This window comes from Halomonas sp. AOP5-B2-8, from assembly GCF_052376475.1.
Classification (GTDB): Bacteria; Pseudomonadota; Gammaproteobacteria; order Pseudomonadales; family Halomonadaceae; genus Vreelandella; species Vreelandella casei.
The window spans coordinates 154,871-172,140 of record NZ_JBQSVS010000005.1 but is presented as its reverse complement, the minus strand read 5'-3'; the positions used below and the strand labels follow the sequence as shown (position 1 = coordinate 172,140).

At 50.9% G+C, this 17,270-nt stretch carries 21 protein-coding genes; 10 read left to right on the top strand and 11 right to left on the bottom strand.

Going from position 1 to position 17,270, the window contains the following annotated elements:
• Positions 1–2 precede the first annotated feature (2 nt).
• From ACT3RP_RS13425 to ACT3RP_RS13410, 4 genes are all read left to right on the top strand, one after another.
• On the top strand, positions 3–899 hold the full coding sequence (locus ACT3RP_RS13425; RefSeq protein WP_483393975.1) for an ABC transporter permease: 897 nt from the start codon (positions 3–5) through the stop codon (positions 897–899).
• On the top strand, positions 896–1,684 hold the full coding sequence (locus ACT3RP_RS13420) for an ABC transporter permease (RefSeq protein ID WP_483393974.1): 789 nt from the start codon (positions 896–898) through the stop codon (positions 1,682–1,684). The genes ACT3RP_RS13425 and ACT3RP_RS13420 overlap by 4 nt, the downstream gene beginning before the upstream one ends.
• Positions 1,685–1,774: 90 nt before the next feature.
• Positions 1,775–2,857: an ABC transporter ATP-binding protein gene (locus ACT3RP_RS13415; RefSeq protein WP_441684818.1), complete on the top strand. Its 1,083-nt coding sequence runs from the start codon at positions 1,775–1,777 to the stop codon at positions 2,855–2,857.
• Positions 2,850–3,716 carry a phosphodiesterase gene (locus tag ACT3RP_RS13410; protein ID WP_483393973.1) on the top strand — a complete coding sequence of 289 codons (867 nt, stop codon included), beginning with the start codon at positions 2,850–2,852 and terminating at the stop codon, positions 3,714–3,716. The genes ACT3RP_RS13415 and ACT3RP_RS13410 overlap by 8 nt, the downstream gene beginning before the upstream one ends.
• Here ACT3RP_RS13410 and ACT3RP_RS13405 read toward each other — a convergent pair.
• On the bottom strand, positions 3,713–4,612 hold the full coding sequence (locus ACT3RP_RS13405; protein ID WP_483393972.1) for a bifunctional transcriptional activator/DNA repair enzyme AdaA: 900 nt from the start codon (positions 4,610–4,612) through the stop codon (positions 3,713–3,715). The two genes, ACT3RP_RS13410 and ACT3RP_RS13405, sit on opposite strands and share 4 nt — an antisense overlap.
• 202 nt (positions 4,613–4,814) lie before the next feature.
• Between ACT3RP_RS13405 and ACT3RP_RS13400 the strand changes: the two genes are divergently transcribed.
• Both ACT3RP_RS13400 and ACT3RP_RS13395 read left to right on the top strand, forming a co-directional pair.
• Positions 4,815–5,735 carry a glutaminase gene (locus ACT3RP_RS13400; protein ID WP_096282341.1) on the top strand — a complete coding sequence of 307 codons (921 nt, stop codon included), beginning with the start codon at positions 4,815–4,817 and terminating at the stop codon, positions 5,733–5,735.
• Positions 5,736–5,822: 87 nt separating this feature from the next.
• Positions 5,823–6,428 (top strand): LysE family translocator, encoded by a 606-nt coding sequence (locus ACT3RP_RS13395; RefSeq protein ID WP_483393971.1) that lies wholly within the window; start codon positions 5,823–5,825, stop codon positions 6,426–6,428.
• Here the strand turns inward: ACT3RP_RS13395 and ACT3RP_RS13390 are convergent.
• Both ACT3RP_RS13390 and ACT3RP_RS13385 read right to left on the bottom strand, forming a co-directional pair.
• A complete protein-coding gene (locus tag ACT3RP_RS13390; protein WP_483393970.1) occupies positions 6,421–7,314 on the bottom strand; it encodes an AraC family ligand binding domain-containing protein in 894 nt (297 codons plus the stop codon). The two genes, ACT3RP_RS13395 and ACT3RP_RS13390, sit on opposite strands and share 8 nt — an antisense overlap.
• A gap of 151 nt (positions 7,315–7,465) precedes the next feature.
• Positions 7,466–7,795, bottom strand: coding sequence for a DHCW motif cupin fold protein (locus ACT3RP_RS13385; protein ID WP_235039595.1), 330 nt, complete (start codon positions 7,793–7,795; stop codon positions 7,466–7,468).
• Between the two features lie 156 nt (positions 7,796–7,951).
• On the opposite strand from ACT3RP_RS13385, the gene ACT3RP_RS13380 reads away from it, so the two are divergent.
• Positions 7,952–8,695, top strand: a complete 744-nt coding sequence (locus tag ACT3RP_RS13380; RefSeq protein ID WP_483393969.1) for a class I SAM-dependent DNA methyltransferase — start codon at positions 7,952–7,954, stop codon at positions 8,693–8,695.
• 80 nt (positions 8,696–8,775) lie between these two features.
• On the opposite strand, the gene ACT3RP_RS13375 is transcribed toward ACT3RP_RS13380, so the two are convergent.
• The 7 genes from ACT3RP_RS13375 to ACT3RP_RS13345 all read right to left on the bottom strand — a co-directional run bounded on the left by ACT3RP_RS13375 (position 8,776) and on the right by ACT3RP_RS13345 (position 12,399).
• Positions 8,776–9,255, bottom strand: coding sequence for a YehS family protein (locus ACT3RP_RS13375; protein ID WP_483393968.1), 480 nt, complete (start codon positions 9,253–9,255; stop codon positions 8,776–8,778).
• 93 nt (positions 9,256–9,348) lie between these two features.
• Positions 9,349–9,771, bottom strand: coding sequence for a tetratricopeptide repeat protein (locus tag ACT3RP_RS13370; RefSeq protein WP_483393967.1), 423 nt, complete (start codon positions 9,769–9,771; stop codon positions 9,349–9,351).
• A 217-nt stretch (positions 9,772–9,988) separates the two neighbouring features.
• Positions 9,989–10,264, bottom strand: coding sequence for a putative quinol monooxygenase (locus ACT3RP_RS13365; RefSeq protein WP_441686774.1), 276 nt, complete (start codon positions 10,262–10,264; stop codon positions 9,989–9,991).
• A 23-nt stretch (positions 10,265–10,287) separates the two neighbouring features.
• The gene (locus tag ACT3RP_RS13360; protein ID WP_483393966.1) at positions 10,288–10,761 is read right to left on the bottom strand and encodes a L,D-transpeptidase family protein; all 474 of its coding nucleotides are present in this window, start codon (positions 10,759–10,761) and stop codon (positions 10,288–10,290) included.
• Positions 10,762–10,896: 135 nt separating this feature from the next.
• Positions 10,897–11,388, bottom strand: a complete 492-nt coding sequence (locus ACT3RP_RS13355; protein WP_483393965.1) for a class I SAM-dependent methyltransferase — start codon at positions 11,386–11,388, stop codon at positions 10,897–10,899.
• 46 nt (positions 11,389–11,434) lie between these two features.
• Positions 11,435–11,857, bottom strand: coding sequence for a VOC family protein (locus ACT3RP_RS13350; protein WP_096279504.1), 423 nt, complete (start codon positions 11,855–11,857; stop codon positions 11,435–11,437).
• Between the two features lie 116 nt (positions 11,858–11,973).
• Positions 11,974–12,399 (bottom strand): VOC family protein, encoded by a 426-nt coding sequence (locus tag ACT3RP_RS13345; RefSeq protein ID WP_483393964.1) that lies wholly within the window; start codon positions 12,397–12,399, stop codon positions 11,974–11,976.
• Positions 12,400–12,495: 96 nt separating this feature from the next.
• Between ACT3RP_RS13345 and soxR the strand changes: the two genes are divergently transcribed.
• The 3 genes from soxR (at position 12,496) to ACT3RP_RS13330 (ending at position 16,076) form a co-directional block, all read left to right on the top strand.
• Positions 12,496–12,984, top strand: a complete 489-nt coding sequence (gene soxR, locus ACT3RP_RS13340; protein ID WP_483393963.1) for a redox-sensitive transcriptional activator SoxR — start codon at positions 12,496–12,498, stop codon at positions 12,982–12,984.
• A 130-nt stretch (positions 12,985–13,114) separates the two neighbouring features.
• Positions 13,115–14,695, top strand: a complete 1,581-nt coding sequence (locus ACT3RP_RS13335; RefSeq protein ID WP_483393962.1) for a mechanosensitive ion channel domain-containing protein — start codon at positions 13,115–13,117, stop codon at positions 14,693–14,695.
• Between the two features lie 193 nt (positions 14,696–14,888).
• Positions 14,889–16,076: a DEAD/DEAH box helicase gene (locus ACT3RP_RS13330; protein WP_444625647.1), complete on the top strand. Its 1,188-nt coding sequence runs from the start codon at positions 14,889–14,891 to the stop codon at positions 16,074–16,076.
• Positions 16,077–16,131: 55 nt separating this feature from the next.
• Here the strand turns inward: ACT3RP_RS13330 and rho are convergent, their stop codons facing one another.
• The gene (gene rho / locus ACT3RP_RS13325; RefSeq protein WP_483394034.1) at positions 16,132–17,085 is read right to left on the bottom strand and encodes a transcription termination factor Rho; all 954 of its coding nucleotides are present in this window, start codon (positions 17,083–17,085) and stop codon (positions 16,132–16,134) included.
• Positions 17,086–17,270: the final 185 nt, after the last annotated feature.

Below are 17,270 nucleotides of genomic sequence, written 5' to 3'. Positions count from 1 at the left end.
CCATGAAAGCAGCATCCAAGCAGCCCTTGGGGGCTGCTTCTTTTTCAACTCGATGGATCGTTTTAACAGTCCCCGTGCGGCATAAAAGCCTCGTGGCCGTACTGGCCTTAATGCCTGCGCTCATTGTGTTCTGCGCTTTTTGGCTACTGCCTTTTTCACGCTTGATATTGATGGGCGCCGAAGCAGACCGAAGTAGCGGCGTAAGCGCTTATCTGACTATTCTCACCCATCGCCAGTACTTAATCAGCATAGTGACAACCGTTGGTATCTCACTCGTTGTCTCACTAACGGCGGTCGCTATTGCTGGCTTTGTGCGCTTTTTTCTAGCCCGTCAGCATTTTTGGGGTAAGGCCGTGCTGGTCGCTATTTTGACCTTCCCCCTTGCCTTTCCAGGCGTCGTGGTCGGCTTTTTAGTCATCATGTTAGGAGGGCGCCAGGGGGCGCTGGCACAGTCAAGCCTATGGCTTTTCGGCGAACGTTGGGTGTTCGCCTACTCATTAGCCGGGCTATTCATTGGCTATCTCTACTTCTCCATTCCTCGCGTCATTACCACGGTGATGGCTGCTTGTGACAACTTGGATCAAAGCCTTGAAGAGGCTGCCCGCTCGTTAGGAGCCAATACCTGGCAGGTAACAAAAGATGTGATTGTGCCAGGCATTGCGCCAGCGCTGCTCTCAACCGGCGCGATCTGCTTTGCTACCAGCATGGGCGCCTTTGGTACTGCTTTTACGCTGGGGACGCGGCTTAACATTTTGCCCCTCAATATTTACGGCGAATTCACCAACTACGCCAACTTCGCGATGGCGGCCGCCCTTTCCGTGGTGCTGGGCGCTATTACCTGGATAGCGTTAAGCATCGCCCGCCGATTAGCAGGCGGAAATCTAGGAGCTTCCGCATGAAATCGCGCCTACGTTTCACACTGCAGCTGAGCTTCACGCTGATCGTATGTTTATTCATGATTGTGCCTGTAGCGATGTCGGTGCTAGCAGGGCTGACCGAGAATTATTTTGTTGGCTTACAGAGCGGCTTGACGCTGCGCTGGGTAAATGAGGTTTGGGAGCTTTATTCAGATACGATTTGGCTGTCTATTAAGTTGGCGCTCGCCTGTTTGCTGATCACTACCCTTATTGGCGTGCCCGCTGCTTATGGCCTGCTACGTAGCCGGCGCCGGTGGGCCAATGCGATTGAAGAATTGCTCCTACTTCCCGTTGCCGTACCCGGATTGGCGACTGCCCTAGCGCTGCTGCTCGCCTATGGTAGCTATCGTGAATTTAGAGGCAGCTGGCTGTTTATTCTGATTGGTCATGTCCTTTTCACACTGCCTTTTATGGTGCGCGCAGTACTTTCCGTGATGCAGACGGCAAAGCTTTCCCAGCTTGAAGAGGCGGCCGCAAGCTTAGGTGCAAGCTTCAGGCAACGCTTTTTCTCAGTAGTCATCCCTAACTGTATGAGCGGCATTTTGGCAGGCGCGCTAATGGTGATCACACTGTCCATTGGCGAATTCAACATTACCTGGATGCTCCACACTCCGCTGACTAAAACGCTGCCGGTTGGCTTAGCCGATAGCTACGCGTCTATGCGCCTGGAAATCGGCTCAGCCTACACGCTGATATTTTTGGTGATGGTGGTGCCATTGCTGGTGGCTATCCAATGGGCCGGGCGATTAACCGAGCAATGCCGTTAAGACTCACGCCGTTAAGACTCACGCCGTTAAGACCTCTAAGATTCAGCTCCACATTCAAAGACACCTGATTGCTTTATATGAGAGTTCGCTATGAGTTCATCTGTCAGTATTACCCTAACCCACTGTAGCCGCACGTTCGCTGGCGGCCACATGGCCTTACAGCCACTTGACCTAAAGGTGAATGCGGGTGAAACGCTGGTACTGCTAGGGCCTTCTGGCTGCGGAAAAACAACCACGCTGCGCATTATTAGCGGCCTTGAAAGCCCAGATAAAGGCGGACACGTACAGTTTGGCCAGCGTGATGTCACTACTTTGCCCATTGAAAAGCGCGACGTCGGGATGGTCTTTCAAAACTATGCGCTATTTCCCAATATGAGCGTTGCCGACAACATTGCTTACGGCCTGAAATTACAGCGTCTATCGCGTTTCGAGATCACCCAACGGCGCGACGAAGCTATGCGCATGGTCGACTTACAAGGCTTTGGCGAGCGAAGAATCGATGCGTTATCCGGCGGCCAGAAACAGCGTGTCGCACTCGCCCGCGCCATTGCGGTGCGTCCCAAGGTGCTGCTATTTGATGAGCCTTTGGCCGCATTGGATGCAAAACTACGTGATCGCTTACGCATTGAAATTGGTCAATTACTGCGTGAGCTAGGTACCACAGCGGTATACGTTACCCACGATCAAGATGAAGCGATGGCGTTAGGTGATCGCATTGCGGTGATGCAAACAGGGCGCATCGCCCAGCTGGGCACGCCGCAAGAAATCTATCACCAGCCGGCCAATGCTTTTGTGGCCGACTTTATCGGCGCGGTTAACTGTTTAAGCGTCATTGCAACAAAACCGGATGGCCGATTAGCGGTACATGGTGGTGAGCTGTCCGCGCCTCATTTACTGGGGGCTACAGAGATTTACTGCCGACCAGAAGATATTCAAGTGGTACCGCTTAATCAAGCCGATATTAAGGGGCAGGTGGTACAAAGCGTTTTTTTAGGCCAGACACAGCGCCTGCTCGTGGATACCGGGGGAACAGTGCCGCTTCAAATAGAGGCACCTTCGCGCCAGCGTTGGCCAAACGGCACAGCGATCGGCCTAGCGTTGCCTTGTAACGTGCTATTTCATCCCGATAAGCCGACTACGAAGATTAACACCAAGGAAATGGCGAATGGCTGATCAAGCTTTTAGGGTTGAGCAATGCTCCACTTCTCAGCAATGTCTTATCGCGCAAATTAGTGATCCACATATCAAGGCAGGCGGTAAGCTCTCTTATCGTCAAGTCGATACTGCCAATGCATTGCGCGAGGCGATTACTACGCTCAATCAGCTAATACCTCGGCCCGACTTGGTACTGATCAGCGGTGACTTGGTCGATTTTGGCCACCCAGAAGAGTACGCCACGTTTAAGCACATTCTGTCTGACTTAACGCTGCCGGTGTATTTGATTCCCGGCAATCACGATGATCGCCAAAGCTTGCGCGCAGCCTTCCCAGAACATCGCTATCTGTTTCAGCACCGCGACTTTCTTCATTGGGTCATTGACGATTACCCGGTACGCCTCGTGGGGCTAGATTCATCGGTACCCGGAAAACCGTACGGGGAGTTAAGCAATGCCAGCTTAGAGTGGCTTGATAAAATTCTAACGGAGCAACCCGAAAAACCTACCCTGGTCATGGTGCATCACCATCCGTTTGTCAGTGGCATTGATCATATGGACCAACAGCCGCTTAAGCACGCGAGCGCGTTAGAAAACGTCATTGGCAAACATGCACAAGTAGAACGCGTGCTTTGCGGCCACCTTCATCGGAGCATACAGGCTCGCTTTGGAAATACCTTAGCCATTAGCTGCCCGGGTGTTTCCCACCAAGTTAGCCTTGACCTGACTCCAGACGGCCCTTCTCGCTTTCAGCTTGAGCCCCCCGGCTACCTGCTGCACCAGTGGTCAGCGGCGCATGGCATGATTACTCACCAAGGTTTTATAGCGTGCTACCCGGGCCCTTTCCCATTTTATGATGCCAACGGGCTCATTGATTAAGACGTGGCCATGGGAGCACGCGCTGTATCGTTCATTGCTAGCTCCCAGGCTTGCACCATCTGCTTTTTCTCCACCCCCCAGCGGTAGCCGCCTAGTGCGCCGCTTTGTTGAATCACTCGGTGGCAGGGAATCCACAGCGCGATGGGATTAGCGCCCACGGCGTTACCCACCGCACGGGAGGATTTAGGCGCGCCCAACGCCTGGGCTAGGTGGGAATAGCTGGCTAACTGGCCTTCAGGAATGGTCAACAGCGCTCGCCATACCGCCATTTGGAAATTGGTACCGGTCACGTGCAGCGACAAAGCGGCTGCGCCCTCTTGGGGTTTAGAAAATTTAGGTTTAGAAAGTTTAGGTTTAGAAAACCTAGATTTAGCAAATAACCCTTCTACCGCGTAACGCGTGGCCTCAGTATTGTGCTGCAACGTACTAAGCGGCCACTCCTTGGCAAGCCGTGCCAACAGCGACTCTGCGCTGGTGGCATCAACAAACCCCATTCGGCAGATACCGCGGGGGGTCACGGCAACAAAGATGTGGCCAAACGGCGTTTCATGAACGCCATAAGCAATCTCAACGCCCTCACCTTGGCGCTTATATTCACCGGGAGTCGCTGCTTCTAGCTGCACGAAATGATCATAAAGCCGTGAGCCGCCGCTCAAGCCCAGGCTATGGGCAACATCCAGTAGCGAAGATGAGGATTGAATCAGCTGCTTGCCGCGTTCTAACGTCAGCGCCTGCAAAAAGCGCTTGGGGCTAACCCCCACGTAATGACTAAATAGGCGCTGAAAGTGAAAGGCACTTAAATGAACGTGATCAGCCACCATCTCTAAATGAGGCTGCGCCGCTGCATGGGCCACCATGTAAGCCATGGCTTTTTCGATACGCTCATAATCATTCATCTGTGTCTCTCTAGCGGTCAGTTTATTCGTTGTGGTGCCCTGCTGGCAGCCTAAGCGACCTGACTGCGTTTGCCGACCCGAATCTTGCTCAGTACCTACACTCGGATGCAGCTGTCATTAGCGTTATAGTGAGGCTAAAGACATCCTCACACTTTTCCGCTAGGGTGTGGCCCCGCCTCAAATGACGGTACACAATACGCCCATGCAAGACTTGATCAATGATATTGCGACAGCCATGGCGAACGCAGAAGAGCGTGGCAAAGTAGCAGACTATATTCCCGAGCTTGGCCACGTTGACCCGAAGAAGTTTGCCATCTCACTCGCCACCGTAGACGGCAACGTGTACTCGGCAGGTTGCGCAACCACACCGTTCTCTATTCAGAGTATCTCGAAAGTATTTACGCTGACCATTGCCCTTGGGCAGATGGGCGATGCGCTATGGAAAAAAGTCGGCCGCGAACCGTCAGGCGACCCTTTCAACTCGATTGTCCAGCTTGAGCACGAGAGCGGTAAACCGCGTAATCCGTTTATCAATGCCGGCGCGATCGCGGTTGTCGATGCCATCATGATGGGCCATGAACCCAAAGAAACATTGGCCGAAATTCTCAATTTCGTGCGCTATATTGCCGATGACGACAGCATCTGCTTTGACCACGCAGTGGCTGCTTCCGAGATGGCGCACCGCGACCGCAACGCATCACTGGCACACTTTATGAAAGCGTTTGGCCACCTGCGCCACGATGTTGATAAAGTGCTAGGTACTTACTTTCACCAGTGTGCGATTGCCATGAGCTGTGAACAGCTCGCTCATGCTGGCCTATTTTTGGCATCAGATGGCATAAATAAGCCCAGCGGCATTCGTGTGGTAGCCCCCCAAAGAGCACGGCGTATTAACTCGCTAATGATGATGTGCGGGCACTACGATGCCTCTGGCGAGTTCGCTTTTCGTGTTGGGCTCCCCGGTAAAAGCGGCGTGGGCGGCGGGATACTGGCTATCGCCCCAGGGCATGGCTCTATTGCGGTTTGGTCACCGGGGTTAGATTCCTTCGGCAATAGCCTGCTAGGTAGCCAAGCGCTGGAGATGTTTGTGCAACGTACCGGCTGGTCGGTGTTTGGGCACTAACACCGTTTAAGAAGCCACCTCAATTTTGTTCAATACGAAGTCGTGGCTGCCATTGCAAACTCCTTGCTTGCCTTAAGGAGGATGACAATGAGCACGTCACTACTGCTACCTATAATGTTACCCATGTCGGCCTTTGCACTTGCTGCTTCTATTTCACCAGGGCCGGTGAATATCGTTTGCCTGAGCAGCGGCACGCACTACCCCATCGCTCAAGGGCTGAATTTTGTGACAGGCGCTACGCTGGGGTTTATTGCACTTTTTTTATGTATCGGTGCAGGGCTTTATTCACTTTTGAATGTGCTGCCTCTGCTGGAAGCATTTTTACGTTGGGCAGGCTTGCTGTTTTTACTTTATCTCAGCTATCAACTGTTACAGCACGATGGCCGCTTGCAGGAAAGAAGCGCCGATAATGCTCCGGGCTTTATTGCGGGCGCCGTGATGCAGTGGCTCAACCCCAAAGCATGGCTAGCATCTGCCGCAGGCATTGCCGCTTATACCAGCGGTAGCGAGCCTTACCAACTATGGCTCTTCGCTGCCCTCTACCTACCTATTTGCTGGCTATCGCTTGCCAGCTGGGTATATGCCGGTGCATTTCTCAAACGCTATATTCACCGTCCGTTCATTCTGCTAACAATTAACCGCATATTGGCGGGCAGCTTAGCCGCAAGCGCGCTTTTTCTGTTATTTAACTAGCTTCTGCAGCTTGATTGATGGATGTATGGCGGTACTGATTCGGCGTAGCCGCAACTAGCCGCTTAAACGTTCTTTGAAAGTGTGGCTGATCATTAAATCCTGCATTAAGGGCGGCCTCGACGATAGGCTGCCCTTGCTTAAGCGCCTGTTGTCCCATCTGAATACGCTGATTTATCAAATAGGCATGTGGAGTCAATCCAAAATGTTGTTTAAAAGTGCGAATCAGGTGCCCAGCGCTGTAGCCAGACTGCTGGCATAAGCGTTCAAGCGAAATATCAGTGGCGCAATTTACACGCAAGTAGGCAGCGATTTTTTCCAGTTCACAAGACACTTGAGGCAATATCACAGGGGGGTCTTGGGCAAGCGCCTGCATCATCAGAGATAGGCACTCCCTCAGCACCATTTGCTTATCGTCAATAGCTCGCTGATCATCCAGTAAGCATGCTGCCATATCGCAATACTCTGCATAGAGATTTGGCTGAGTCACCACGGCCGTCGATATGTCTTGCCATTCAGGCGCGTCGAGTAAACCTAGTTGATAACGCAGCTGGCTCAACCATTCGGCGTCGATATAGAGCATCAAATAGGCCCATGGCTGGCTCTCAATAGGATTACAGGCGTGCACCCAGTGGGGGTTCATCATAACCATGTCGCCCGCTTGAATCCGGTAAGATGCGTCACGATAGCAAAACGTGCTACGCCCTGCGGTAACGGCCCCGAGCGACCAATGCGAATGGCTGTGAGGGGCATAGCAAATTTGCCGCGCATCACTAATATGACGTAGTTCCACATAAGGCATGCGAGCATCGCGCCAGAATCTAGGTGACGAGTCAGTACTGGAAAACATCGTGTTGGGTGTAAGTATCGATGACGAAAGTGTACTCATGTTCTGCTCTCATTATTGCAGAGGGTTTGCTCGGCTATGCTATGTGGCGAACCATTCAAGCGGTTAAAGACGCTGACCACCCTAGCAACGACACCAAAGGGTTAGCTATCCGCGCAGACCTAATGGTGAGTGCCGTCTAGGTACAGATAGCTTAATCTACAATGAACAGCTTGGCGCCCTGCTGGGTAGAGGAGCGATGAGGCTCCGCATTGTCAGCGACCTGATAGCTCATGCCAGGGCTGAGTACGAACTGGCGGCCATCTTTTAATTCGGTGTGGAGCTCGCCTTCCAAGCAAAGCAATATGTGGCCCTTTACACACCAGTGGTCGGCCAAATAGCCGGGGCTATACTCGACCATACGTACCCGCATATCGCCAAAGTGCTGAGTGCGCCAGTAAGCCACTCCTTGCTCACCTGAATGCTCGGTCTTCTCAATCTCAGCCCAGTCAGTAATCCCAAAAGGTAGGTCTTTAATGTTCATCGCTGATCCTCTAGAAGCACGAAATATTACGTTTCCATCGGTGCATACTATCACCTCAGAATGAGCCACCGCTGGCATGAAGCGGTACTTCCTTCTCAAACTCCACGCGCTCGTTTACTATGCGCCACCCACCCCATCGACCACCACTAGGCGACCATGTCTGTCAACGCGCTCTATACCGACCTTTCTGGCTACTACGACTTGATGTGCGTGGATATCGACTACCAAGCACAAAGCAACGCCATTCGTAGGCTTCATCAGATTTTCGGCAACGGCGGTACGCGCCATCTGGATTTAGCCTGTGGCACCGGCCCACATGTACGCCATTTTATTGATGCGGGCTACACCAGCAGCGGCCTTGATATCAATCAACCCATGCTGGATATCGCCGCCAAGCGCTGCCCAGAAGCAGATTTCACGCTGCAGGATATGAGCGATTTCACGGTTGATGAATCTCAGGACTTAATAACGTGTTTTTTATATTCGATTCATTACAACGATGGGATTGAAAAGCTCACGGCGTGTATTGCTCACGCCCATCGCGCCTTAAAAACGGGCGGCGTTTTTTATTTTAATGCGGTTGATAAAGACAAAATTAATAACGATTTATTTGTTAAGCACACTGCCAAACATGAAGGCGATGTGTTCACGTTTCGTTCTGGGTGGCACTACGCAGGCCAAGGGGAGCAACAATCGCTTCGGCTCAGCATTGAAAAAATCAGCGGGGCAGAGTCTCAGCAATGGAACGATGAGCATCCGATGGTGGCGTTCAACTTTGCAACATTATTAGCGCTGTTGAAGCCATACTTTGACGTTCACGTCTTTGAACATAACTACGAGACTATTACCCCTTGGGACGAAAACGCAGGAAATGCGATTTTCGTCTGCGTCAAAGTTTAACGTTCAAACTTAAGTGGCAGAGAGGCAGGCACACGTCGCCCTGCCTCTTTGTGTAATACAGCAAGCTGACTTTTATAAACTCAGGCCTCGACGTCACTCTGATTAGGCCGCTGCTGACGCTGAATGCCGAGTAAAAAATTGCGTAGCACTTGATCCTTGCACTCGCGATAATTCTTATGGCTGGGCTTGCGGAAAAATGCGCTCAGCTCGTGATTACTTAAACTGAAATCTGCCAGCTCAAAAATAGCAGCGATATCACCTGCTTGTAAATTCAACGCAATTCTCAGCTTTTGAAACACCATATTATTATTCAAATGATCTTCTAACTTGGGTTGCGGACCATTACGCTTACCACGTTTAAAGCTAATAAAACCATTGAGAAATGCGGCTAACTCTTTGGCTCTCATATTGAGAAAAGCCTCATCTTCTTCCTTTTTCAACCAAGAAGACACTTGCTCTTCGCTGGCCTCAAAATCTGCCAGGGCGAAGATTTTAATCATAGTGCTATCTTTAAAATCAAAGGCGTACCGTATACGGCGCAAAATATCATTATTGGTCAAAATTACAGCTCCTAGTCTTAGGGAAATCAGCCCAGCCCTTTATCGTATAAGGCTGTGCTTAACATCAGCAACCTACAGATGACAACGTGACGCTTATGCAGCCGTTAGCGTTGCCAGCAGTTTATCTATTTCTTCTTTCAAATCATTATCTTCAATCTTATTCGCATTCAGTTTTGCCGCTTGAAGATTCTTGATAGCCGCATCTTTTTGACCTAGCTCAACTTGCAATGTCGCCATTGAAAAACCGATGGAAGACATGTGGTCTTTCGAATTAATAGCGACCGCTTTCTCTAGCGCTTTGTCATAGACACACAGCGCATCGTCTAACTCTTCTGTAAAGTCAGCCAGCGTTTCCCACTGTTCAGGGTGATCTTTATCGGTGTTTTCGTTATCAGTGCAAATAGCCTTCAACTCTGCATAGAGTGACTCAAATGCCTCTCTATCATCTTTATCAGCCGCCTTCATTAGCTTCTCAGCCAACTCATAGACAGACTTGTAAATTTTAGTATTAATCACGTCAGCTACCTTCAACAGTAAAATGTGAATCGACTGATTAACTCGCCGATACGATCCATTGCGCGCCAACACTACGGCCATTGGCGATGGCTCGCATTATACCCATGAAGCAACGCATTGAAGTCTTTTTCCAGAGTGATGCCCATGCCACGCTCTGCCGATGACGACGACAACTTTTTAAACGAATCCCTAAAAAGCACAAACCTTACGATAAAGCCTATTCAAACACCTCGTAATGACGCGTCACGTTTCGGGTTAGCTGTCCCCAATCGGAGTTTGCTACACGCTGCTGATGTCGCTCAAAGGCGGCACGGTCGACAAACTCTTCATAGACATCAAAACGGCAAGGGTCGGCGCTATTCTGAGCAACCTCGAACGTCATGCAGCCTGGTTCTTCAAGGGTGAGCGCGCGGTGATCGACAAGCCCGGTTTTCACGGCTTCCAGATCGCTGTCAGGGACGGTTATAAAACCTTTCAAGGTTACTTTTGGCACTGAGGTCTTCCCTTTATACAGCGTTACCATTCAATGTGAATGGGCGTACCCACCTTAACCAGCTCCATGAACTCATCCATTTCCAAGTTGCTCAAGGCAATGCAGCCATTGGTCCAGTTGAAGCGTTGAGCAATGGGCGCCAGCCACCCCAACCAGTTAAACTGGCCGTGCACCATGATAAAACCACCTGGCGATACGCCGAGGCTTTCGGCATGCGCTATATCTGCTTCATTGGGGTAACTCACATGCATGGAACGATAAGCCGCGGAGTCCTCTTTCTTGTAGTCCAGGGTGTAGTGACCTTCAGGCGTTCGCTGGTCGCCCTCCTGCACCTTATGGCCCTGCGGGTTGCCGCCAAACGCAACGCGAAACTCTCTAACTACGTTCTCCCCATCCAGGAGATACATACGGTTTTCTGATTTATCTACTTTTACCAGATCGACATCCGCCAGAACCGGAGTCACTAGAAACAGCAGCAGCCATGCTAGTTTATTCATCGTATAAGCCAGTAGATAAAAGCCCTGGAGTGTACGGGAGATCGTTTAGGCGGTGCTACCGCTAAAACGCGATGTACAGCCGCAACGCATACTGATGCTGTATGCCCTGCTCGATAATCGGTTCAGGGTAATGTCTTAAAACCGATTACGCGGCGGTGATAGGTAGCGCTTCCAATACTCGTTATGAAGCCAGTCAATAAACTCATCAGAACTAGTATGGCCCGCGAAGGCAAAATTATAGATAAGCCAGATAGCCCCACGATTAGAGGCGGCTTTATAAGCGGCAATCGCCTGAGCGCCATCAAGCCAGTGAAAGGCCATACACGTCGAGATAAGATCAAAACGACCCTGCTTCGAAAGCTCGGTATAGTCGGCCCTTCTTACACATAGCCCGCGCTTTCGTGCTATGGCCAGCATCTCGTCAGATGAATCAATTCCCATGACGTCCTGACCAAGTTCAAGTAATAGTATAGTAGAATCACCAGTGCCACACGCCACATCAACCACGCGCTCAAAGTGCCTGTCCTGCATGTGCTGGTGCATTTTTTGAACGACAGCCTGATGGATTTTGGGGCGATAGTGGTCATACCGTTCACCCATGCCACTCTCTGTGAGGTACTGGGTCATGGGCGCTTCCTGTCCAGCCGGCTATTAGTAAATACATGGCTAAAAGTTAAGCTTCCGAGGCTTCCACTGCTAAACCAATTTCTTGTCCATAGGAGATCTCTAGAATATGACCATCAGGGTCATTGATAAATGCCCAATAGCCAACCGGATCGCCTGAATCAGTCGCTTCTTTGGATAAAATACCTTCATGCCTAGCACGGTCGCATAGGTCATCCACTGCGCGTCGACTTTCACACCCCACACCCAAATGAGCAAAAGGCCCTAAAATAGGAACCGGCTGGCTATTTTGGACGAGAACGAGGACAAATGGGCGCGTTTTATCTGACAACCAGACAACGCGTTTGCCGGCTTCCTCATCGATTCGCTCGTGCATGACTGACATGTTGGCGTAGCGCTGATAAAACGCAATGCTGCTATCCAAGTTACTCGCTGATAATGCAATGTGGGTAAAGCCAATATCTTTTGCCATCGAAAACTCCAAAGCGATCTAGATAATTCAATAAGTATTACGGCGCTAGGCTTTAACAATGCCGAGCCAAAAGTTTCTTCACGGGCTCAAGCGTCACCGTCACTCCGCGCAATTGCCTACAACGCATCACGATTTAAATTGCGCTCCGCCGGGATGTCACTGAGGTACTCGACAAACTCGACTTCAAAACCCGCCGGGTCGACAAAATAAACGTTTTTGCGAAACGGCTCTGTCGCGCCGGGTTTGGCAATGGCAAAACCCGCGTTATTTAACCGGGCAACCGCAGCATCCAGGTTATCGGTCACGTAGGCAAAATGCGCTAAGCCGACGCTATGCCCCGTCAAATCGCGATTCGTTCCTTCGCCATGGTCGCTTAATGCTAGGTAATGTCTATCGTCACCGAAGTGCACCCATTTACGCGGCTTGCCGTACCACTCGCCTTGGCCCTCATCGCGTATCTGCCAGTGTGGGAAAGCGGCGCGGTAAAAGTCCAGCATGGCATCCATATCCGCAACGACCAGGTTAACGTGCTCTAAGTACATAAACGTTCTCCTTGTTTGATTTCCAATAAGAGGTTAAAACCTCAACCCATATTGAGGTAAAGCTTTTTTTGAACATGAACAAAAGCGGGAGCGAGCATGGCGGAGGCAAATTGGAGTGTTGGCAAAGTGGCCAAGCGCTGCGGAATCAACGTCAGTGCCCTGCATTTTTACGAGCAGCAAGGGTTGATCCACAGTTCTCGCAATGCAGGAAACCAGCGCCGCTATAAACCCGAGGTGCTTAGACGCATTTCTGTGATCAAAGCCGCGCAGAAAGTCGGCGTGAGCCTTGAAGAGATTAAACAGGCCTTTGAATCGCTGCCGAATAACCGCACGCCCACGATGGAGGACTGGCAACAGCTTTCAAAACGCTGGCAGCGCATGCTGGATGGCCGTATTGCGTATCTACAAACGCTGCGCAATAACCTGAGCGGCTGTATCGGCTGCGGTTGCCTGAGCATGACCAACTGCCCGCTGTATAATCCGGATGATCAATTGGCGAAAGTGGGTAGCGGGCCGGTGCTGTTGGATCAGGCGGAAGAGCGGGCCGGAGGCAACGCTCATCAACAAACCAACGCCAGCTCATAGGCCAGCACTTGCCGCTAACGTGCGCCTCGATAAAACCACGTTGATCAATCAGTGTGCGAATGCAGATGGTGCTAATCTTGGATAATGAGTGGTTGCTCAGTTTTCTCACCATACAATGACAAGGATGGTTATGGCCGCTTTTTTTACCTCTTCAAGTGCACGTCGGTCTTTGCGCGTCTGTTGTCTATTATTGCTTCTGTTAAGCATTGCCTATGGATTCTCTGCTGACGCGGCAGCCGGGGATGCAACAACGGCTCGGGCGTCCAATAATGTAGAACAAGGCGATACTGGTGCCGCTGCCCCCGCAGCCCTCCCAGCGCCTGCTACTATCAGCAGTGAGGGCACTAACAATGCGCAGATCGAAACCACACCTTCACCGCTCAAAGACAATGAGATTCGCCAGCGCATAAGCGGAATTTTTTCTGAAATTGAGGGACTGGGAGCGATTGAGGTTAGCGTCGCCCAAGGCGTGGTCATCCTGGCAGGTGAAACGGCCAATGAAAGAAAAGCCCAGCAAGCCATCAATTTAGCCAATCGGCTGACTGATGTAGTAACGGTAGATGATCAGATCAACCGTACCTTGGACGTGCAGGATAATGTCTCGACCGCCTATCAAGGTTTAAGGACCAAAGGCCGAAATCTGTTCAAGGCCCTGCCCTTATTAGTGGTCGCTTTCTTACTGTTTGGGTTAGTCGCGTGGTTTGGCGCCTGGCTGTCTAGACGCCAAAAACTCTGGCAACGATTAACGCCTAACCCATTCGTGGCAGAGTTGTTGGCACAAACTATCAAAGTTATTTTTATTATCTTGGGGCTGATACTGGCGTTAAGCCTGATAGGGGCTGAGACAATTATAGGTACGCTGCTGGGCGGTGCGGGGGTGATCGGTATCGCCATTGGTTTCGCCGTGAAAGATACCATTGAAAATTACATTGCATCCTTGATGCTCAGCATTCGCCAACCTTTTCAAGCGCGGGACCACGTGGTCATCAATGATAAAGAAGGCATTGTGGTGCGCCTGACCTCCCGCGCCACGATTCTCATGACCCTGGATGGTAACCAGCTACGTATACCCAACGCGGATGTATTCAAAGGCATTATTCTCAATTACACCCAGAATCCAGAGCGCCGCTTCACGTTTGAGCTAGGGGTTGATGCCAATGACGACCCGCTAGCGGCCATCAAGGTAGGCCTTGATGCCGTTCAGACATTAGACTTTGTTTTAGCCGAACCCAAGGCCATTGCCATCATCACTCACGTGGGCGACTCCAACATCATATTAGAATTTCAAATGTGGGTAGATCAGTCAAAAACGGACTTTGGTAAAGCGCGCAGTATTGCCATTCGTGAAACCAAACACGCCCTAGAAGATCAAGGGTTCAGCCTACCAGAACCGATCTATCGCTTACGTTTTAATTCCAAGCTTGAGCAAGCATTGGAACGCTTTCAGATCCAAAGCGCAGATTCGCTCACCCCTGATATGACGCTGACCTCGACCACGCCTGATTCCCAAATAGCCATGGGGCCCAATGCGCTTGACGAAAGAGAGAAACAACAAGCCAAAGCACGCGCAAAGGAGGTACTGCGCGGCCAGGATGCCGATGAAGTGCTGGATGCACGGCCTGACGAGAAGCTGATGGAAAAGGTAGATCAGGAAATTGCTGAGAATGCTGATGGAACCGATTTATTGAATAAGAACTCGCTGCGGGAGTAGATCTCAGGCTATCCGGCACATGCGCATAGCGCCCTTTGCTTGACGATAGCGGTAGCTGAATGAAGCGGCGTTAGCCTGGAATAGATCAAGCGCATTCTGTATAGCTCATGAATAATGGCGTATTACCCTTTTACGCTATACTGCATCATCTTTTATTTTCGACACACCTTACGACAATCTGTCAGAGTTCATTATGTCATTTGCAAAACTAGGCTTATCCAGTCCGCTTGTTCAAGCGATTACCGAACTCGGATACAAAGCGCCAACGCCCATCCAGGAACAAGCGATTCCTGTCATTCTCTCGGGTCAAGACTTAATCGCCACCGCACAAACGGGAACAGGCAAAACCGCGGCCTTTGTTCTGCCGCTGCTAGAACGATTCAGTAACGCGGGAACGTTACGCGGCAAACGCATACGTGCGCTAATTCTAGTACCGACGCGTGAGTTAGCGGTCCAGGTTGAAGCCAATGTGGCTCAATACGCTAAACACACGCACTTAACGTCTATGGCGATGTATGGCGGTGTAGACACCGAAGCTCAAAAAGAGCGCCTAATCGCAGGGGTGGATATTCTGGTCGCCACGCCGGGCAGATTGCTGGATTTGGCTCATCAGCGGGCGCTGCACTTTGATGAGCTAAAAGTCATGGTGTTGGACGAAGCGGACAGAATGGTCGACATGGGTTTTGTCGATGACATCAAAAAAATCATCGACCGCCTGCCTGAAAACCGTCAGAACCTGCTGTTTTCGGCCACCATGACTGGCGACGTTCGGGCGCTGGCCTACGGCTTTTCAGATAGCAAAATGACCGACCTGGCGGCGGATATCTCCATTACGCCCAACATTCGCGCCGCCGCCAGCATCAAGCAATGGCTCATCACGGTAGATAAGGACACCAAGTCCGCACTGTTGAGTCACTTGATCAACGAGAACAAGTGGGATCAGGCGCTTATCTTTGTCGAGAAAAAACACAATGCCGCCAAGCTGGTGGCGCAACTGGAAAAACGCGGCATCACCGCGGACTCCATTCACGGCGGCAGAAGCCAGGCCATGCGCGAGCAGGTCTTGGCTCAGTTCAAATCCGGCGAACTCAAGTACTTGATTGCCACCGGGGTGGCCGCTCGTGGTCTGGATATTGACGAACTGAGCCGCGTGGTGAATTACGATTTACCGTTCCAGCCAGAAGATTACATCCACCGCATTGGCCGAACCGGTCGTGCGGGCGCCTCGGGTGAAGCTATATCGTTGGTCGATATCAGTGACTTCAAGAACTTGTGTGCCATTGAAAGGCGATTAAACGCAATCATCGAGCGCAAGGAAGTCGAAGGCTTCCCGGTTAAAAAGGCCGTGCCCGCTTCAAACTTGAATTATAAAAAGAAGTAACCGCTAATACGTAACCAGGAAGCTCACCCCTCAAGCGATCAAAAGGTGAGCTTCGCTAGTCGGATTTAAACGCATCCAATAGCTCGGCATTAGTGGGATATTTCTCCAATAGCGCAAGCAACTTCTGCGCGCCTTCTATTGGCTTAAGTGCTGTCAAACCTCTACGCAATGTGCGTACTTTTTCAATATCTTTTTCATCAATCAAAAGCTCTTCACGACGGGTACTGCTTTTGGCGATATCTATCGCCGGGAAAATCCGTTGATTGGCCACGTCGCGAGATAACACGAGTTCCATATTGCCCGTGCCCTTGAACTCCTCGAAAATCACCTGATCCATACGGCTTCCCGTATCTACCAGCACGGTGGCCAGAATCGTGAGCGACCCGCCGTTTTCGATCTTTCGCGCGGCGCCAAACAGCTTGCGGGGTATTTCCATCGCGCGGGAATCCAGCCCACCCGACATCGTACGGCCATTGCCCCGCTGCTCGGCATTATGAACGCGCGAGAGTCTGGTAAGAGAATCAATCACAATCATCACATCATGCCCCTCGCCCGCTTGCTTACGCGCCGTCTCAAGGAGCTTATCTGCCATACGCACATGGTGTGTATAGGTTTCGTCTGAAGACGATGCATGAACCTCTGCCGATACACTGCGCTTAAAATCGGTCACTTCTTCAGGGCGCTCATCAATCAGCAAGGCATACAGCTTTATATCAGGATGAGCCTCAGCAACGGCCTGACAGATATGTTTTAACATCGTCGTTTTGCCTGAGCCTGGCGGCGCCACGATTAATCCTCGTTGCCCCATTCCTATGGGCGTAATTAAATCCATCGCCCGCACAGTGCGCTCTTGAGAGCCAGGCGCCAAGTAAATGCGTGGGGAAGGATGAATAGCGACGCCATTTAAAAAACGTTGTTCGGGATTGTCAGGAAATTGATCTTCCACTTCGTCGGCGGGGTTGTCGTCTATCTGTTTTTTTGCCTTCAAAGCTAATGTTTTTCTAGCCATAATATCGATGGATTGCCTTAAATAATCTGAATTTATAGAATAACTGCAGCACTTTGAAAATGACATTGGCCTCTTGCCGATATATAACGTCCAGCGTATGAGTGCGAACGTGCGAGCGTCGCAGCAGCCGAAATCCGTGAATAACACGCTCCGTTATGTGGCAATCCAACCAAGTGCTACAATTT

What these genes read in the sequence shown, in the direction of transcription:
- ACT3RP_RS13425 (WP_483393975.1), top strand. Translation starts at nt 3, where the DNA reads ATGAAAGCAGCATCCAAGCAGCCCTTGGGGGCTGCTTCTTTTTCAACT.
- ACT3RP_RS13420 (WP_483393974.1), top strand. Translation starts at nt 896, where the DNA reads ATGAAATCGCGCCTACGTTTCACACTGCAGCTGAGCTTCACGCTGATC.
- ACT3RP_RS13415 (WP_441684818.1), top strand. Translation starts at nt 1,775, where the DNA reads ATGAGTTCATCTGTCAGTATTACCCTAACCCACTGTAGCCGCACGTTC.
- ACT3RP_RS13410 (WP_483393973.1), top strand. Translation starts at nt 2,850, where the DNA reads ATGGCTGATCAAGCTTTTAGGGTTGAGCAATGCTCCACTTCTCAGCAA.
- ACT3RP_RS13405 (WP_483393972.1), bottom strand. Translation starts at nt 4,612, where the DNA reads ATGAATGATTATGAGCGTATCGAAAAAGCCATGGCTTACATGGTGGCC.
- ACT3RP_RS13400 (WP_096282341.1), top strand. Translation starts at nt 4,815, where the DNA reads ATGCAAGACTTGATCAATGATATTGCGACAGCCATGGCGAACGCAGAA.
- ACT3RP_RS13395 (WP_483393971.1), top strand. Translation starts at nt 5,823, where the DNA reads ATGAGCACGTCACTACTGCTACCTATAATGTTACCCATGTCGGCCTTT.
- ACT3RP_RS13390 (WP_483393970.1), bottom strand. Translation starts at nt 7,314, where the DNA reads ATGAGTACACTTTCGTCATCGATACTTACACCCAACACGATGTTTTCC.
- ACT3RP_RS13385 (WP_235039595.1), bottom strand. Translation starts at nt 7,795, where the DNA reads ATGAACATTAAAGACCTACCTTTTGGGATTACTGACTGGGCTGAGATT.
- ACT3RP_RS13380 (WP_483393969.1), top strand. Translation starts at nt 7,952, where the DNA reads ATGTCTGTCAACGCGCTCTATACCGACCTTTCTGGCTACTACGACTTG.
- ACT3RP_RS13360 (WP_483393966.1), bottom strand. Translation starts at nt 10,761, where the DNA reads ATGAATAAACTAGCATGGCTGCTGCTGTTTCTAGTGACTCCGGTTCTG.
- ACT3RP_RS13355 (WP_483393965.1), bottom strand. Translation starts at nt 11,388, where the DNA reads ATGACCCAGTACCTCACAGAGAGTGGCATGGGTGAACGGTATGACCAC.
- ACT3RP_RS13350 (WP_096279504.1), bottom strand. Translation starts at nt 11,857, where the DNA reads ATGGCAAAAGATATTGGCTTTACCCACATTGCATTATCAGCGAGTAAC.
- ACT3RP_RS13345 (WP_483393964.1), bottom strand. Translation starts at nt 12,399, where the DNA reads ATGTACTTAGAGCACGTTAACCTGGTCGTTGCGGATATGGATGCCATG.
- soxR (WP_483393963.1), top strand. Translation starts at nt 12,496, where the DNA reads ATGGCGGAGGCAAATTGGAGTGTTGGCAAAGTGGCCAAGCGCTGCGGA.
- ACT3RP_RS13335 (WP_483393962.1), top strand. Translation starts at nt 13,115, where the DNA reads ATGGCCGCTTTTTTTACCTCTTCAAGTGCACGTCGGTCTTTGCGCGTC.
- ACT3RP_RS13330 (WP_444625647.1), top strand. Translation starts at nt 14,889, where the DNA reads ATGTCATTTGCAAAACTAGGCTTATCCAGTCCGCTTGTTCAAGCGATT.
- rho (WP_483394034.1), bottom strand. Translation starts at nt 17,085, where the DNA reads ATGGCTAGAAAAACATTAGCTTTGAAGGCAAAAAAACAGATAGACGAC.